We start from the raw sequence: 15,699 nt of genomic DNA on the forward strand, positions 1-15,699 counted from the left end.
GGCGGGGTTATTGAAAGGACACTTTGCTGGCGTCTTGGATCTTCGCGCTGTCGGCGAATTGCAGCAGGGCGGCATCGGCGCGATGGCCGAACAGCCCGGCGAAAAACAGCGCCGGCACTTGTTGCTTGCACAGGTTGTAGTCGGTCACGGCGTCGTTGAAGGCCTGGCGCGCGTAGGCGACCTTGTTCTCGGTGCTGGTGAGCTCTTCGCTGAGCTGCGCCATGTTCTGCGAGGCCTTGAGTTCCGGGTAAGCCTCCAGGCTCAGGTGCAGGCGGTCGAGGACCTGGTCCAGGGCGCCCTGGTCCTGGCCCAGGCGGGCGATGCGCGCGCTGTCGCCGGGTTGCGCGGCGGCGGCTTGCAGGCTGTCCCGGGCACTGTTGCGGGCCTCGGCCAGGGCGGTCAGGGTCTGGCGCTCGTGCTGCAGGTAGCCTTTGACGGTCTCCAGCAGGTTGGGAATCAGGTCGTAGCGGCGCTTGAGTTGCACTTCGATCTGGGCGAAGGCATTGCGCAGGCGGTTGCGCCGGGTCGTCAGACGGTTGTAGAGACTGACCAGGTACAGCGCCAGAGCGGCGAGCAGCACCAGGGCGACGATATCGGCGGTGGCCATGGGATGTCCTTATCGGGGTGGGGCGTGAGGGCGGCCATGTTAACGGAAACGTCCCGGGCAGTGACAGACCTTTGCCACACTGCCATTCAAGGATTGCCACGGGCCGGCAATTCTGCGAAAAAGCGCTCGGCGCGCGTCGGCCTCAAGGCCGGGCGGGCGTTTTTTATTCAATGAACCAGGGACAGGTGATGGACAAGATCATGCTCAGGTTGACGGTGGTCGACGACTATCCACCGGTCGCCAGCGAAGGGGTCTGGGCGCAACAGCAGCCTGACGGTCTGTACCGAGTCGCCAATATTCCCTTCTATTCCCCGGATGTCTGTTACGAGGACGACGTCGCAGTCCAGGTGCAGGACGATGGCTTGAAGTGGTTCAAGCAGATCGAACGCAGCAGTGGCAACAGCACGCTGCGCCTGGTGTTTTTTGAAACCGGCCGGGCCCGGACGTCCGAGGTGCTGGAACGGATCAATGCCCTGGGCTGCCGTTGGGAGGGCATGAGCAAGGCCTTCTACTCAATCAATGTGCCGGCCTCGGTGCTGCTGGACAGCGTGCTGGACTACCTGCAGGCATGCTTTGAACAGGGTTGGCTGGACTATGAGTCCGGGTTGTTGCGCCAGTGAGCGTTAAAAGGAGCAGATGCTGATGAGCCTGAAGTTTCATGCAACCACCTACAGTGCCTGCACTGAGGACGAGGTCCGGATACTGGGCTTTGCCGACGATGGGCAACAGCCAGGGCATTACCTGCTGCTGCAGCGTGCCGAATGCGTTGACGAGCAGGATCGGCAACTGGGCATGGACACCTACTATGTAGAACTGGGCGGGCAGGACGTGGCCGGCTACGGTGGTATCGAGCGCCTGCAATTGGCGCCGGGGCATTTGACCCTGCACTTTTCCAGCACCCTGGACTGGTGCCGTGCCTTGCCCAACCTTGAAGTCAGCTGGGATGCCGGGCTGGCCAGCGTCGAGGAGGTCGAGGCGGCGTTCGGCGAGATGTTTCTGGGCACCGACACAGCGGTCCAGGTCCAGCACGGGGCGGCTGCAGCGCAGTGATTGCCAAGCAGCGGCAATTCTGCGAAAAAGCGCGCCGCAGTCCCGTGTCGGGGCAATGTTTGAACGGGAGTGAAGCATGAGTGACCCATTGCAGGTGATCGATATCCAGCTGGGCGACGGCAAGGCGGTGGTCAAGGGCGCTTTGATCACCACCCAGTACCGGGGCTTTCTGGAGGACGGCAGCAGTTTCGATTCCTCCTACGATCGCGGCAAGCCGTTCCAGTGCGTGATCGGCACCGGGCGGGTGATCAAGGGTTGGGACCAGGGCCTGATGGGCATGCAAGTGGGCGGCAAGCGCAAACTGCTGGTGCCGGCGCACCTGGGCTACGGCGAGCGCAGCATGGGGGCGATCCCGCCCAACTCGAACCTGATCTTCGAGATCGAGTTGCTGGAAGTGCTGACCCGTGACGATTGAGGTGCAGGCGCGAACTGCACAAGCGAGGTCGATGCCCGCCAACAAGGCTTGCCCGGTGGTGCTGCGCCACACCACTGAACTTGAGGTCTTGGCCTTTCGCCACCCGCTGGCCGGTCTGCAACTGGTCAAGGGCACGGTGGAGGCGGGAGAGTCGACGGCCGCTGCGGCGGTCCGCGAGCTGGCGGAAGAGGCTGGCGTCCAGGCCGAGGAAAGCCGCTTTCTCGGGCTTTGGCACTCGGGGTTTTCTGGCCAGGTGTGGGCCTTTCATGAGTGCCGGGTGCGGGTGCCACTGCCCGAGAGCTGGACCCATTTCACCGCGGATGATGGCGGCCATCAGTTCGAGTTTTTCTGGCATCCCCTGGCCAGCCCGCCGTCGGCCCAATGGCATCCGCTGTTTCAAGCGGCCCTGGGCTTGCTGCAGGAGCGCTTGCTGGGCGCGGTCCGCGACGCCTAGGCAAGGCTGGCGGTATTACTGCCCCAGGCGGTACTGGTTGTTGCCGCTGCGTTTGGCCTCGTACATCGCCAGGTCGGCGACGTGCAGCAACTGGTCCATGCGCCCGGCATGGTCGGGAAACACCGCCACGCCCAGGCTGCTGCCGATGCTGTGGCGATGGCTGTCCACCTCCACTGGAGGCGACAGTTCATTGAAGATCTTTTCGCCGATGCGCCGGGCTTCTTCCTCCAGGTCGAGCCCCGGGGACAGCCCCTCCAGAATCACCACGAATTCGTCGCCGCCGATCCGCGCCACGGTGTCGCTGGTGCGCAGGATGCCTTGCAGGCGCCGGGCCGTGGCGCTCAGGACCCGGTCGCCGGCAGCGTGGCCGTACTGGTCGTTGATCGCCTTGAAACCGTTGAGGTCGACGAACACCAGGGCCACCCGGGTCTGATTGTGACGCGCCTGCTCCAGGGCCCGGGACAGGCGCTGTTCCAGCATCAGGCGATTGGGCAGGCCGGTCAGCGGATCGAAATGCGCCAGTTGCTGCAACTGGCTGGTGGAGACTTTCTCATCGGTAATGTCCCGTACCACCCCCATCATCTTGATGGTGGTGTCGTGCACGTTCTTCACCACGTTGCCGGTTTCCCGCAGCCAGTGGATGCTGCCGTCGGGCCAGACGACGCGGTATTCCTCGTCATGGTTCTCGCCGGTTTCCAGGCAGCGCAATTCGCCGGCGCGCACCCGTTCGCGATCGTCCGGATGCACGCAGGAGCAGAAGAGTTCGTAGGAGGGCACCACTTCGCCGACCTTGAAGCCGAACATGCCGTAGATGGCTTCCGACCAGTACAGCCGCTGGGTGTCCACTTCCCAGTCCCAGGTGCCGATGCGTGCGAAGTACTGGCTGCGCTTGAAGCGCTCGGCATCGTCGGGCACGCCTTCGGCGAGTTTGCGATAGACACGCAACTGGGCCTGGGCGCGGCGTTCGCGGCGCAACAGCCACAACGCCAGCAGGGCCAGCAACAGGGACAGACACAGCAGGGGCCAGACAGCAATCATCGGATTCTGGACAGCATGGAAGAGGGTGGTCCTGAGGGGTGGATAGCACTTGGCTATGTTAATTCATGGCGTGCTTCCCACAGGAGATTTTTATCGGCTGGCGAGCGGTTTTTCCACAATGTCGCCACGGGCTACGAATGCCCGGGGCACAGTCACGCGTCACCGCTGGGCGCCGGCATTGCTCAGTTCCAGCACGGCGTAGCCCAGGCCCAGCAAAGCCACCAGTAACAGCGCCAGGCTGGAAATGCCGGTCACCAGGCGTTTGTACTTCAGCGAGAAACCCTGACGCGCCACCAGGATGTAAGCCCCCAGCACGGCAAAATCCACCAGCACCCAGACCAGCGTCAGCAGCAGCGCACTGTGCTGCAAGGAGCGGGTGACCTGGATGAACTGGGGGAAGAAGGAGGCAAAGAACACGATGTCCTTGGGGTTGCCGATCCCCACCAGGAAACCGCTGGCCAGGCCCTGGCGGCCCTGGTCAGCGCGTGGCGCTGCCGCCACGGGGGCCGGGCCAAACACCTCCCGCATTCCTTGCACGCCCAGCCAGCCGATGAAGCAACAGCCCAGCAGACTGACCCAGCCGATCAGGCGCGGGTCCAGCGCCAGGCCGGTGGTCAGCATCAGCACCGCCAGCAGCGCCAGCAGCAGTGAGGCGGCGTTGGTGCCCAGGGCGGTCAACACGGCCTGGCGCGGCCCGGCATTCATGCTGGTGTTGACGATCAGGGCCACCACGGGCCCCGGGGTGGCCACCAGCATCAGTACGCTGAGTGCATAGGCCAACAATAGCGACAGGTTCAGGTCCACGAATAACGCCTTTCAAGTCATGTGCAAGGCCTCAGCTTGGCGGCTTTGAGCTGCATTGAAAAACGCAAAAAGCTATGACCTACTATGAGTTTTAATCATTGTTGGTGCCTGTCGATGGTCGAATCCCTGCCGCCGCTCTACGCGTTGCGGGCCTTTGAAGTGGCCGCCCGTTCCAGCTCCTTTACCCGGGCCGCCGAGGAACTGTCCCTGACCCAAAGCGCCATCAGCCGGCATATCCGTACCCTGGAAAGTCAGTTCGGCTGTCGCCTGTTCGAGCGCCACGGCCCCAGGCTGGTGCTTACCGAAGCCGGACAGCGTTTGGCCCGGGAGCTCAAGGTGGGCTTTCGGATCATCGAGGATGCCTGCCTGCCGCTGCGGGCCAACACCGGCCAGTTGCGCCTCAAGGCGCCTTCGACCCTGACCATGCGCTGGCTGCTGCGGGTTCTGGAGGCTCTCAAGGGGCAACAGCCGGCGCTGGCGGTGCAACTGGCCAGTGTCTGGATGGACTTCGACCATGTGGATTTTTACGCCGAGCCCTACGACTGCGCGATTCTCCTGGGCAACGGACACTTTGGCGCCGGGATCGAGGCCTGCAAGCTGTTCGATGAGTGGCTGATTCCCATCGGCCCACCCGAGCCCGCGGACGGACCGTCCTGGACCCTGGAACGGCTCAAGGACGCCGAGCTGATCCATCCTTCGGCGGACCGTCGCGACTGGCGCCGCTGGCTGCAGGCACAAGCACCGCAGGACCGGGCGTTGCTGGAGCAGGTGCGGCTGGAGCGGGGCAATGTCTTCGACACCCTGGACCAGGCGATCTGCGCTGCCATGGCCGGGCACGGCCTGTCGATTGGCGACCTGCATCTGGTGGCGCAGGACATTCGTCTGGGGCGGATCAGCCTGCCGTTCCCCAGCGCGGTGGCCTCAGGGGACGGCTATTACCTGGTGTGGCTGCGCGACAGTCCGCGCCAGGAGCACATCGCCCGGTTGCGGGCGTTTCTATTGAGCCAGGTGCTGGATATCAGCGATCTCGAACTGGACTACCGGGTGCCGGGGGGCGCTCACCGGCCGTCTTGAACTCAGTTGAGGAGGATGTAGTCGTTGCGCTGCACGATGCCCCGGTGCGGGCCGGGCACCAGGTGCACATAACGGCCCTCCAGCAGGTCGATCGGCAGGCAGTCGTCCACGTCCAGCAAGGCATCGGTGTGGGATTTGTGCCAGTGGGCCAGCATCTGCCGTTTGCCTTTGGCCTTGGCTTCGGCCTTGTCCCGGGCCACCACCAGCAGGTAGCTGTGGGCCTCGCCAAAGGCCGCCGCTTCGTAACCGCCCAGGTTCAGGAAGTACAGGCGTGGTGCACCCGGCTGCGGTGCCAGGGGGCTGAGTTCGACCTTGCAGTCCTCGACCCCGTCGACCTGCATCCAGGCGTCGATGTGCAAGCCCGCCTGGCTGCCGAACCAGCCTTCGCGCAGTTGCGGGTAGGCGGCTTCGAGACGCTCGGCGACCACGAACTGGACATCGTGGACTTCAATTTTCGCTCTGGGGTGTTTTCCCCCCAGCATCACCACAAACAGCATTGTTGTTCCTTTTCCAGGATCGGTTTTGGCAGTGGGGCACCTTTTACCTCAAGCGCGCGGAGACTGCCAAGGCGCTTGCCGGTTATCCGGCGGCATCGGTGAACAGCGGCAGGCGGCCGTTGACCGAAGGCAGGTAATTCCAGTCTAGCGTCAGGGTGCTCAGCCCCGGCGAGCGCAGCAGCAGCTGCAGCAAACTCTGGACGATATTCAGCGCCAGGCCCTGGCCGGGACAGCGGTGCGTGCCGCTGCCGAAACTGAACCCCTGGTATGCCGGATCGCAGCCGGTGACCGCGGTCAGGGCCGGGTCGTGGTTGGCCGCCGCCAACAGCACCAGCACCGTCTCGCCGGCTTGCAGGTCCACGCCCAGCAGGGTGCAAGCCGTGGCGACGAACCGCCGGGTGTTCTGCACCGGCGGGTCCAGGCGCTGGCGTTGGAGCAGCCAGGCACTGAGCTGGTCCGGGTCCTGGGACAGGCGCTGGCACAGTGACGGCTCCGCCAGCAGGGCGATCAGGCTGTTGCCGATCAGTCCGGCGCAGGCGTCGTGGGTTTGTGCCAGCAGGCCCAGCAGGTTGGCCTGCAGATCCTCTGGGGCAAGGCCCTGGCTGCGCTCGAGGATCGCCCTCAGGAACGGGCTGTGTTGCGGCGCATCGAGCAATGCCTGCATCTGTTGGATCAAGTGCTGCGCCGCTGAGTCGGCGGCCTGCAACTGTTCTGCGTTGCTCAAGGGGGAGAGGCAGGCAACGAATTCGCCGGTGCGTCGGGCCAGGTCTTCGCGCCGCTCGGCGGCTATTCCCAGCAGTCCTGCCAGCAGTGCCACCGGCAGGCGCCACTGCCAGCGTTGCAGATCGTTGGCGCCTTGGGGGGCGCTCAGGGCAGGGCGCCACTGTGCCAGCCAGGGCTGCAGGTCGATGGCGCCCAGCTGCTGCAGCGGCGCCGCCATGGCTGCACGGGGACAGCCGTGGCGCAGGCCATCGTTCATCCGCATCAAGCGCGCAAACACGTCCCCGGCAGGCCGCCCGGCGATGGCCCGGGGCACCGGCTCCTGGGGCGGTCGGACACGGCAGGCGGGGTGGTTCAGCACCGCCGCCACTGCGGCGGCGCTGCTGGCGACCCATAGGCCCAGCGCTGAATCGTAAGTCAGGCCTCCCCGGGCACGCAGGCGGGCGTAATAGAAATCGTAGGGGGCAAAGTGGGTGGCAGCGCTGATCGGGTCCATGATTTGTCTCTTTGTTGGGCAGATATCCAGGTTGCTACTATCCTCATCTTTTCGAAGACACGATTCGTCATGGAGCGAAATATGAATGTAGTGCAGAACGACCTGGGGGTATCCAACGTGGCGGCGGCCATCGCCGAGCCGGCCCGTACCCGGATGCTGTGTGCGCTGATGGATGGCCACGCCCGTACCAGCACCGAGCTGGCGGCGATTGCCGAGGTCAGCACTTCCACCGCCAGCGCCCACCTGGCCAAGCTCAGGGACGCCGGCCTGCTGCGGGTGCAGGTCCAGGGGCGGCACCGTTACTACGGTCTCGGCGATCCGCTGGTGGCCCAGGCCCTGGAGGCCCTGATGGTGATCGGCCAGGGCAGTACCTTCACCCCGCGTACCCCGGACCGCCTGCAATTTGCCCGCACTTGCTACGACCACCTGGCGGGCACCCTGGGGGTGCAGTTGCACGACCGGATGCTGGAAGCCGGCTGGTTGCTGATGGGAGAGGAGGGCGAGGACTACCGGGTCAGTGACAGTGGTGTCGAGTTCTTCCGCGGCCTGGACATCGACGTGGTCGAGCTGAGCAGGCTGCGCCGAAGCCTGGCCTGTCCGTGCCTGGACTGGAGCATGCGCAGTCCGCACCTGGCGGGCGCCTTGGGGGCGGCGCTGCTGCGGGTGCTGTTGCAGCGCAAATGGCTGAGGCAGGATGTGGACAGCCGAGCCCTGACCCTGACCGGCACCGGCGGGCGCTACATCAGCAAGTATTTCGGTATCGCCTTGATTCAGCCATCCAAGCCGCTGTCGGCATCGGCCAGTCTGGAGCTGCAAAGCCTGGGGGCCTGAACCCCGGTGGCTGGGCGGTAAGGGGCTCTGGTGCGGTGCCCGAGTGTGCGATCAGCTGATGCCAGGGCTGCTCAATCGGGCACCACGGACTCCAGCAAGTCACGATCCAGCCCCACCATGGCCTGCTCCAAGCGCGTCAATGCCGTCTTGATCTGGCCGGCATTCGCGCCTTCGCGGCAGGCCTTCTCCAGGTATTCGCATTCATCGATCAGGGCCTGGGCATTGATGATCCGCGCCGCGCCGCGGATACGGTGAGCCAGGTCGGTCACGCCTTTATTGTCGGGGTTGGCCAGCAACCCGCGGATCTGCTTCAAGTCCTGCTGGTTGCTCTGGTGCAAGCCCTTGAGCACCCGCTGAATGGAGGCTGGGTTGCCGCCGGTGAGGTGGTCCAGTTGCTGGATGTCGAAGCGCTCACTGTTGGCCTTGAGTTGCAAGCGGGGCAGGGCGGGCAGTTCTCGCAGACGGCGGTCCAGTTCTGGCAGGGCAATGGGCTTGAAGATGCATCCATTCATGCCGGCGTCCCGGCAACGCTGTTCCTCTTCGGGTTGGACGTTGGCGGTAAAGCCGAAGATCTGCACCGGCGGCCGGCCCTGGATCTGTTCGGCAACGCGGATTTGTCGGGTCAGCTCATAGCCGTTCAGCACCGGCATGTTGCAGTCGGTGATCACCACGTCGAAGGTTTCCCGCTGCCAGACCTTGTAGGCTTCGGCGCCGTTCTGCGCCTGGCTCAATGAATAGTCCAGGAAGCGCAGTTGCTCGCACAGCAGTTGGCGATTGGCCTGGCTGTCGTCCACCACCAGGATATGCAGCGGTGCCCTGGCGGCGACCGACGGGGTGGCTTGCGTTACAGCAGGCGGTGCATCGGGCAGTGGGTCGAGGCGATTCAACTGCACCTGCACCCGGGCCAGGGTGCCGACGCCCGGCTGGCTCTCCAGACGCAGTTGGCCGCCCATCATTTCGCAGAGCGTGCGGCAGATCACCAGCCCCAGTCCGGTGCCCGAGCGGGCGTTCTGATGTTGCCCTGGCACCTGGCTGAAGGGCTGGAACAGCCGTTGCTGGTCGTCGGGATCGATGCCGATCCCGGTGTCCTTGACGGTCATCAGCAGGGGCAAAAGTTGCGCATCGTCACCCTCGGCCTGCAAACGGATCTGCACCCCGCCGTGTTCGGTGAACTTGATCGCATTGCTCAGCAGATTCGACAGCACCTGCTTGAAGCGCAATGGGTCCACCAGCACGTCGCCATTGACGCTGCTGTCCAGATCCAGCTCCAGGCGCAGGCCCTTTTGCCGGGCCAGGCCATCGAAGACCCGGAACACCGACTCCACCAGATCCCGCAGGTTGGCTCGTTCGGGGCTCAGGCTCAGGCGTCCGCTTTCGATCCGGGCGATGTCCAGGATGTCGCCGATCAACTCCAGCAGGCCCTGGGCCGAGCTGTAGGCCACCTCGATCGAGCTGCGGTCGAGCTGGCCCTGGTCGGCACGCTTGAGGGCCAGTTCCAGCATGCCGATGACCGCGCTCATGGGGGTACGGATCTCATGGCTCATGGTGGCCAGGAAGGTGGTCTTGGCGCGGTTGGCCTTGTCGGCGTCATTCTTGGCCTGGGTCAGCTCGTCCAGCAGTTGCTGGCGCTCACTGATGTCCAGCCAGCCGCCGATGATGCCGAGGATTTCGCCCTGGGCATTTCGATAGGGCAGCATCCAGTGGTAGATCTGCGTCCGCTGCCCGCGGATATGGACGGTGCGGTCGATCAGCAGCGGCGGGCCACCGTCGAGGATGCTTTGGAAATCTTTAGCGAACAGACTGGCTTCGGGCACCGCCAACTGTTCGAGGTTGCTGCCCAGCACGCTCTCGCGATCGGTGCCCATGGTCTTGAGATAGCTGTCATTGCAGATCACCAGGCGCCGCTCGAGGTCGCGCACGTAGATCGGATTCGGCGTGCCGTTGATCAGCGCGTCCATGAAGCGCATTTGATCGTTGAGCGCATGCTCGGCCCGTTCGCGCTGGCTGACCTGGCGGCGCATGGCATAGCCCCAGGCCAGGGCGATCAGCAGCAACAGCACGGAGACGGCACCCGCCAGGTAGAGGGTGGTGCGGTAGTCGCGCCAGGAAGGGGGGACGACAGCGGCCTTGGAGCGCCAACGATTATTGAGCTCGGTAATGGCGTCGGGAGAAATGCTGCGCAAGGACTTGTCGATGATGCTGAACAGCTCCAGTTGGTCCCTGCGCACGCCAAAGGATTCGTTCAGCAACGGCAGGTTCAGGGCTGATCGGACCTTGAGCTGGTCTTGCTTGATGCGCGGCAAGTTGAAACTGACGGCGATTTCCGCTTGCACCGCAGCATCGCCCTTGTGGTCGCGCAGCAGGGCCAGGGCTTCGAAGTTGGTTTGTACTTCTTTGATCCGGATCTGTGGATAGCGCTGGCGCAGCAGCGGCACCAGGGCATGGCCGCTGCCGATCAGCAGGGTCTTGCCGGCCATTTCCTCCAGGGTTTTCGGCGCATCGGGAGCGTCGCGAGTGATCAACATGTAGGGCCCGACCAGATAGGGGCGGGTGAATTGCAAGTAGCCTTCGCGCTCGGGGTTGCGGGCTCGATCGGCCACCATCTGCACCCGGCCCTCGCGTACGGCGTTGTTGAGGTCCGTGAAGCTGGGCATGGCATCGATCTCGAAACTCAGCCCGGTCTTGGTCTCCAGCATGGCCAGCAGGTCGGAGGTAATCCCCAGGTAATTGCCCTCGGCGTCGAAGTAGGACATCGGTGGCAGATAGCGGTGGATGCCGATGCGCACCACGGGGTTGTTTTCGATCCAGCGTTGTTCGTCGGCCGTGAGATCGGTTTTTTCCATGCTCAGCAGCAGGCGGTCGCCCCAGCGATTGCGGATGCTGATGTCCTGTTCCTTGTGGATCGCTTGCAGTGCACTGTCGATCAGGCGTTGCAACTGCTGGTTGTCCGGGTTCACGGCGAAGGCGAAACCCGGGATGCTCGCGGGGCCGCTATAGATGATCCGCAGGTAGTCGCTGTAGTTGCGCGAGATCAGGAACTGCGCCGAGACCGCATCGCTGAGCAGCACATCGGCATCACCGAAGGCCACGGCGGCCATGGCGGCATCCGTGTTGTCGTAGCCTTCGATCTGTGCCTTGGGGTACATGGCCTGGGCAACGGGCAGGCTGATGGTGTCCAGGGAAATGGCCAGGCGGCGTCCCTGCAAGCCGTTTTTCAGTGATGGAGAGTCCCCGAGGCGGGCCACCAGCGTCGGGCGATTGACCAGGTAGCGTTGGCTGCGCAGGAGCTGACGTTGCTGGGCATCGACCGGTGTCACGCTGCCCATGAAGTCGATCTCACCCTTGGCCAGGGCCTTGAAGACCTGTTCGCGGTTGTCATAGGCGCGGACGCTGATCTTCACCCTCAGAGCGTCCGCCAGCAGGCCGATGTAGTCTGCGGTGATGCCTTCGTATTCCCTGGACTCGTTGACCATCTCCAGCGGTGGCAGGTTCTGCTGCGAGGTGCCCAGCACCAGTTCGCGCTTGTTGCGCAGCCATTGCCAATCATCGTTGGTCAAGGACAATTCATGGTGGTGGGGTGATTCATAGTTGAGCAGTTGCAAGGGAGTTGCGGTGTCTCCCAAGGCGGGAAAACATGCCAGCCATATCAGCGTTGGCAGGAGGAAGCGGGGCATCGGGGCTCCTGATCGAAGAACGGCACAAGGATGAGTCGAGGAGGAACTGGGCTGGCTGAGTTGACCGCCGCACAAGGGCTGATCGTCAATGCTGGATATCAATATAGATCAAGGATGAGCGCCAAACGGGCCTATTTTCCTGAGTTGCTCGGGCTTGGGCAAGCCCGTCGAGGCTGGCGGACCGAAGGTAGGGGCTTTGTCTTGACCCGCGTTCGGTTGGCGATACGCTTGTGTCTATCTGCACCCTTGCGATACTTCTGTCGGTTAACGCCACAGAAGGTGCCAAGCGATCCGTTATCGGGCCCCTCGGCAGTCGCCGCTCACCCTGGAGCCGCGCGTGAATACCCTGAAAATATTGGTGCTTGAAGACCATCCGGTGCAGCAACTGCTGGCCCTGGAGCAGTTGCGACGCCTGGATGTAGCTCAGCCATTGGCGGCGTCCGATGGGGACAGTGCCCTGAACCTGCTGCGTGAGCGCGGTGCGGCGGACATCGTGCTCTGCGACTTGCAGATGTCGGGCATGGACGGCCTGGAGTTCTTGCGGCGGGCCAGTGAGGAGCAATTGGTGCGGGCCGTGATTCTCTACAGCCTGATTGAGTCCGATCTGCGTCGCGCAGTGTTGCAGATGATCAGCCTGCATGGGTTGATCGTCCTGGGGGACGTGGGCAAGCCGGCGGACCTGGAAGCCCTGCAGGCGATGCTCGAACTGTATCAGCAGCGCCATCAGCAACAGGTTCCGGCGCCGTCCCGGCACTTCGCCCCGGTGAGCCTTGAAGACCTGCAGCGGGGGGTCGAGCAGGGCCAGTTCGTCGCCTACTACCAGCCCAAGTTCGACCTGCGCCACGCCAGTTGCTGTGGCGCCGAAGTGCTGATGCGTTGGTGCCATCCCGAGCGCGGGGTCCTGGCGCCGGCAGCCTTTCTCGATGAACTGGAGGCCGCAGGCCTGCTGGACGAGGTTCTCCACCAGCAGCTTGACCAGAGCATGGCCCTGCAGCGCCGACTGCTGGACCAGGGTGAAGAACTGGAGCTGGCGTTCAACCTGATGCCCCGACAACTGGCCAGCGGTGACATCGTCAGGCACATCCGTCAGGCCATCGACCGGCATCAGGTTCCGCCGCGGTTGCTGACGTTCGAAATCACCGAGGTGGGCCTGGTGCAGGCGCCGGCCATCAGCCTGGAAAACCTGGTGCGCCTGCGGATGATGGAGTGCAACCTGGCCATCGACGACTTCGGCGCCGGCTACTCCTCCTTGCAGCGCCTGTGCGAACTGCCGTTCAACCAGATCAAGCTCGATGCGCATTTTGTCCGTGAACTGGTGCGTCAGCCCCGCTGTCGCGCGGTGGTCGGTGCCTCCCTGGCCTTAGCCAGCAACCTGGAAATGTGCCTGGTGGTGGAGGGGGTGGAAACCCAGCTCGAACGGCGCCTGCTGCTGGAAATAGGCTGCGTCATGGCCCAGGGGTACTGGTACGCCCGGCCGATGTCGGAAAGCGCACTGTTGTCCTGGCCGCGAAGCATCCCGGCCGAGCAACCTGCAGTGTTTCCCTGACACTGCTCTGCGGTGTCGGAGGGTCCCGCGCTGGACGTCGACGGCGATTGCGTTGAAGCTTGCCCTCCAACGTTCCAGCCAGGGCCATGCATGCTCATCGTATTCAGCGGATTGCCGGGCTCCGGTAAAACCACCATCGCTCGCACCCTGGCTCCCCACTTGGGAGCCACCTACCTGCGTATCGACAGCATCGAGCAGGGTCTGCGCGATGCCGGCCTGGCAGAGGTCGGCAAGGCCGGTTACCAGATCGCCCTGCAACTGGCCGAGGCCAATCTGGCCCTGGGCAACCCGGTGCTGGCCGACTGCGTCAATCCCGTGGCCGAAAGTCGCCAGGCCTGGAGCGATCTGGCGCAGCGACTGGGGGTGCTCCTGCTGGATGTCGAGGTGATCTGTTCCGACCCCCGGGAACATCGACGGCGGGTCGAGACCCGGCAGGTGGATGTGCCGGGGCTGCAAGCGCCCAGTTGGCAGTCGGTACTCGATCACGACTACCAGGCCTGGGCGTCGGCACCCTTGCGCCTGGACAGTGCGAGCCTGTCGCCGCAGCAGGCGGTGGCGCTGATCCTGGCTCGGTTGCCGGTGCGCAGCTGACGGCCGACCGGCCAATCCTCGCTGTGGCCAGTCAATGCCTTGAACCTCGATGGTGCGCTGGCGGTCAGTGTTCAGGGGCCGCTGCTGGCCAGTGCACGCCATATTGCCGGCAAAGCTCCCGATAACGGGGCAAAAAAATCCTCCCTGGGGCTTTGTGCACCGATTCAGCCCGCAACCGTTTGCCATGACTTGGGCAGGGTCCCCATGGGCGTCCCCAAGACCGCTTCCTGGCGGGGATGTATGTCTCTTTTATGAATGTATTTGTCGCTATTTGTGGGGTTTTTCAGACCATATGCCGCAGTAGCCGTGGTTTGGGCATTTGCGGCATAGCCTTTGCTACCGCTCTGTGAAGCGGGCGGCAGGGGCCGTTCGACCGTGGGCCCAGGAGGTGCTCGCACACAGGGGAACTATCATCCCTTCTAGGTTAAAGCCGGGTCACGCACACACAGGGTTCAAATAAAAAGCCGTTCATATCACGGCAAGGAGTTGGCTATGTCCCGCGCTTTTTTCGATGAAATGTACGCTGCCAGCGGCACCTGTCGACCACACTACGAAGCGTTCGCCCGTTGGCTGGCGGACACGCCCCTGGAGCTGCTGGACCAGCGTCGGCGTGAAGCCGACCTGTTGTTCCACCGCGCCGGTATCACCTTCACCCTGTACGGCGACGAACAGGGCACTGAACGCCTGATTCCCTTCGACATCATTCCCCGCAGCATCAAGGCCAGCGAGTGGCGCACGGTGGAGCGCGGCTGCGTGCAGCGGGTCCAGGCGCTGAACCTGTTCCTGGCGGATATCTATCACGGCCAGCGGATCATCAAGGAAGGCATCATTCCCGCCGAGCAGGTGCTGGCCAACGAAGGCTATCAGGTGGCCATGCAGGGCCTGGACCTGCACCGGGGCACCTACGCCCATATCGCCGGGGTCGATCTGGTACGCGACGGCGATGGCAGCTACTACGTGCTGGAGGACAACCTGCGCACCCCCAGCGGCGTGAGCTACATGCTTGAAGACCGCAAGATGATGATGCGTCTGTTTCCCGAGTTGTTTGCCGCCCAGCGCATTGCCCCCATCGACCATTATCCCAACCTGTTGCTGGACACCCTGAAGAGCTCCAGCCCCCTGGACAACCCGACGGTGGTGGTGCTGACTCCGGGACGTTTCAACAGTGCCTATTTCGAGCACGCGTTCCTCGCCCGGGAAATGGGCGTGGAACTGGTGGAAGGCGCCGACCTGTTCGTGCGTGACGACCGGGTGTTCATGCGCACCACGGCCGGCGCCCAGGCGGTGGACGTGATCTACCGTCGGCTGGACGATGCCTACCTCGATCCGCTGTCATTCAATCCGGACTCCATGCTCGGGGTGCCCGGGCTGATCGCTGCCTATCGCTGCGGCAATGTGGTGCTGGCCAACGCCGTGGGCACCGGGGTCGCCGACGACAAGTCGATCTATCCCTATGTGGACGCAATGATCCGCTTCTACCTGAGCGAAGAACCGATCCTCAAGAACGTGCCCACCTGGCAGTGCCGCAAGCCCGCCGAGCTGTCCCATGTGCTGGCCAACCTGCCGGACCTGGTGGTCAAGGAAACCCAGGGCTCCGGCGGCTACGGCATGCTGGTAGGGCCGGCGGCCACCGCAGCCGAGATCGAAGAATTCCGCACCCGCCTCAAGGCTCGCCCCGAGGCTTACATCGCCCAGCCGACCCTGTCCCTGTCCACCTGCCCGACTTTTGTCGAAAGCGGCATCGCCCCGCGGCACATCGACCTGCGGCCGTTCGTACTCTCCGGCCGGGAAACCCGCCTGGTGCCCGGCGGCCTGACCCGCGTGGCGCTGCGCGAAGGCTCGCTGGTGGTGAACTCGTCCCAGGGCGGCGGCACCAAAGACACCTGGGTAGTGGAGGACTGA

The 15,699-nt window shown here is 64.0% G+C and carries 15 protein-coding genes; 9 read left to right on the forward strand and 6 right to left on the reverse strand.

What is annotated here, in order from left to right; genetic code table 11:
• Positions 1–7: 7 nt before the first annotated feature.
• Entirely contained in the window at positions 8–607 is a 600-nt protein-coding gene (locus tag KHO49_RS27130) for a LemA family protein (RefSeq protein WP_213666169.1), read from the reverse strand.
• Between the two features lie 170 nt (positions 608–777).
• Between KHO49_RS27130 and KHO49_RS27135 the strand changes: the two genes are divergently transcribed.
• The 4 genes from KHO49_RS27135 to KHO49_RS27150 all read left to right on the forward strand — a co-directional run bounded on the left by KHO49_RS27135 (position 778) and on the right by KHO49_RS27150 (position 2,526).
• Complete coding sequence (locus tag KHO49_RS27135) at positions 778–1,227, forward strand: DUF4265 domain-containing protein (protein WP_249735873.1); 450 nt, start codon at positions 778–780, stop codon at positions 1,225–1,227.
• A 22-nt stretch (positions 1,228–1,249) separates the two neighbouring features.
• Entirely contained in the window at positions 1,250–1,657 is a 408-nt protein-coding gene (locus KHO49_RS27140; protein ID WP_102880088.1) for an Imm10 family immunity protein, read from the forward strand.
• 76 nt (positions 1,658–1,733) lie between these two features.
• Complete coding sequence (locus KHO49_RS27145; RefSeq protein WP_213666170.1) at positions 1,734–2,072, forward strand: FKBP-type peptidyl-prolyl cis-trans isomerase; 339 nt, start codon at positions 1,734–1,736, stop codon at positions 2,070–2,072.
• A gap of 31 nt (positions 2,073–2,103) precedes the next feature.
• Complete coding sequence (locus KHO49_RS27150) at positions 2,104–2,526, forward strand: NUDIX hydrolase (RefSeq protein ID WP_102879813.1); 423 nt, start codon at positions 2,104–2,106, stop codon at positions 2,524–2,526.
• A gap of 15 nt (positions 2,527–2,541) precedes the next feature.
• Here the strand turns inward: KHO49_RS27150 and KHO49_RS27155 are convergent, their stop codons facing one another.
• Together KHO49_RS27155 and KHO49_RS27160 are read right to left on the reverse strand one after the other, a co-directional pair.
• The gene (locus KHO49_RS27155; protein WP_110595772.1) at positions 2,542–3,564 is read right to left on the reverse strand and encodes a sensor domain-containing diguanylate cyclase; all 1,023 of its coding nucleotides are present in this window, start codon (positions 3,562–3,564) and stop codon (positions 2,542–2,544) included.
• Positions 3,565–3,723: 159 nt separating this feature from the next.
• Entirely contained in the window at positions 3,724–4,362 is a 639-nt protein-coding gene (locus tag KHO49_RS27160) for a LysE family translocator (protein ID WP_213666503.1), read from the reverse strand.
• A gap of 120 nt (positions 4,363–4,482) precedes the next feature.
• On the opposite strand from KHO49_RS27160, the gene KHO49_RS27165 reads away from it, so the two are divergent.
• Entirely contained in the window at positions 4,483–5,442 is a 960-nt protein-coding gene (locus tag KHO49_RS27165) for a LysR substrate-binding domain-containing protein (RefSeq protein ID WP_213666171.1), read from the forward strand.
• A 2-nt stretch (positions 5,443–5,444) separates the two neighbouring features.
• Here KHO49_RS27165 and KHO49_RS27170 read toward each other — a convergent pair whose 3' ends face one another.
• Both KHO49_RS27170 and KHO49_RS27175 read right to left on the reverse strand, forming a co-directional pair.
• The gene (locus KHO49_RS27170; RefSeq protein ID WP_123393268.1) at positions 5,445–5,939 is read right to left on the reverse strand and encodes a DUF1543 domain-containing protein; all 495 of its coding nucleotides are present in this window, start codon (positions 5,937–5,939) and stop codon (positions 5,445–5,447) included.
• Positions 5,940–6,021: 82 nt separating this feature from the next.
• Positions 6,022–7,155, reverse strand: a complete 1,134-nt coding sequence (locus KHO49_RS27175) for a cytochrome P450 family protein (RefSeq protein ID WP_213666172.1) — start codon at positions 7,153–7,155, stop codon at positions 6,022–6,024.
• An 81-nt stretch (positions 7,156–7,236) separates the two neighbouring features.
• Between KHO49_RS27175 and KHO49_RS27180 the strand changes: the two genes are divergently transcribed.
• Positions 7,237–7,986, forward strand: coding sequence for an ArsR/SmtB family transcription factor (locus KHO49_RS27180; protein ID WP_110653449.1), 750 nt, complete (start codon positions 7,237–7,239; stop codon positions 7,984–7,986).
• A 71-nt stretch (positions 7,987–8,057) separates the two neighbouring features.
• Here KHO49_RS27180 and KHO49_RS27185 read toward each other — a convergent pair whose 3' ends face one another.
• Positions 8,058–11,660, reverse strand: a complete 3,603-nt coding sequence (locus KHO49_RS27185; RefSeq protein ID WP_213666173.1) for a transporter substrate-binding domain-containing protein — start codon at positions 11,658–11,660, stop codon at positions 8,058–8,060.
• 337 nt (positions 11,661–11,997) lie between these two features.
• On the opposite strand from KHO49_RS27185, the gene KHO49_RS27190 reads away from it, so the two are divergent.
• The 3 genes from KHO49_RS27190 (at position 11,998) to KHO49_RS27200 (ending at position 15,699) form a co-directional block, all read left to right on the forward strand.
• A complete protein-coding gene (locus KHO49_RS27190; RefSeq protein ID WP_102879805.1) occupies positions 11,998–13,206 on the forward strand; it encodes an EAL domain-containing response regulator in 1,209 nt (402 codons plus the stop codon).
• A gap of 90 nt (positions 13,207–13,296) precedes the next feature.
• Positions 13,297–13,797 carry a P-loop nucleotide/nucleoside kinase family protein gene (locus KHO49_RS27195; protein WP_110653447.1) on the forward strand — a complete coding sequence of 167 codons (501 nt, stop codon included), beginning with the start codon at positions 13,297–13,299 and terminating at the stop codon, positions 13,795–13,797.
• Between the two features lie 492 nt (positions 13,798–14,289).
• Positions 14,290–15,699 (forward strand): circularly permuted type 2 ATP-grasp protein, encoded by a 1,410-nt coding sequence (locus KHO49_RS27200; protein ID WP_102879803.1) that lies wholly within the window; start codon positions 14,290–14,292, stop codon positions 15,697–15,699.

The organism is Pseudomonas sp. RC4D1 (genome assembly GCF_018390395.1).
Taxonomy (GTDB): Bacteria; Pseudomonadota; Gammaproteobacteria; order Pseudomonadales; family Pseudomonadaceae; genus Aquipseudomonas; species Aquipseudomonas danubii.

What these genes read in the sequence shown, in the direction of transcription:
- KHO49_RS27135 (WP_249735873.1), top strand. Translation starts at nt 778, where the DNA reads ATGAACCAGGGACAGGTGATGGACAAGATCATGCTCAGGTTGACGGTG.
- KHO49_RS27145 (WP_213666170.1), top strand. Translation starts at nt 1,734, where the DNA reads ATGAGTGACCCATTGCAGGTGATCGATATCCAGCTGGGCGACGGCAAG.
- KHO49_RS27140 (WP_102880088.1), top strand. Translation starts at nt 1,250, where the DNA reads ATGAGCCTGAAGTTTCATGCAACCACCTACAGTGCCTGCACTGAGGAC.
- KHO49_RS27155 (WP_110595772.1), bottom strand. Translation starts at nt 3,564, where the DNA reads ATGATTGCTGTCTGGCCCCTGCTGTGTCTGTCCCTGTTGCTGGCCCTG.
- KHO49_RS27165 (WP_213666171.1), top strand. Translation starts at nt 4,483, where the DNA reads ATGGTCGAATCCCTGCCGCCGCTCTACGCGTTGCGGGCCTTTGAAGTG.
- KHO49_RS27175 (WP_213666172.1), bottom strand. Translation starts at nt 7,155, where the DNA reads ATGGACCCGATCAGCGCTGCCACCCACTTTGCCCCCTACGATTTCTAT.
- KHO49_RS27200 (WP_102879803.1), top strand. Translation starts at nt 14,290, where the DNA reads ATGTCCCGCGCTTTTTTCGATGAAATGTACGCTGCCAGCGGCACCTGT.
- KHO49_RS27185 (WP_213666173.1), bottom strand. Translation starts at nt 11,660, where the DNA reads ATGCCCCGCTTCCTCCTGCCAACGCTGATATGGCTGGCATGTTTTCCC.
- KHO49_RS27170 (WP_123393268.1), bottom strand. Translation starts at nt 5,939, where the DNA reads ATGCTGTTTGTGGTGATGCTGGGGGGAAAACACCCCAGAGCGAAAATT.
- KHO49_RS27150 (WP_102879813.1), top strand. Translation starts at nt 2,104, where the DNA reads ATGCCCGCCAACAAGGCTTGCCCGGTGGTGCTGCGCCACACCACTGAA.
- KHO49_RS27130 (WP_213666169.1), bottom strand. Translation starts at nt 607, where the DNA reads ATGGCCACCGCCGATATCGTCGCCCTGGTGCTGCTCGCCGCTCTGGCG.
- KHO49_RS27195 (WP_110653447.1), top strand. Translation starts at nt 13,297, where the DNA reads ATGCTCATCGTATTCAGCGGATTGCCGGGCTCCGGTAAAACCACCATC.
- KHO49_RS27180 (WP_110653449.1), top strand. Translation starts at nt 7,237, where the DNA reads ATGAATGTAGTGCAGAACGACCTGGGGGTATCCAACGTGGCGGCGGCC.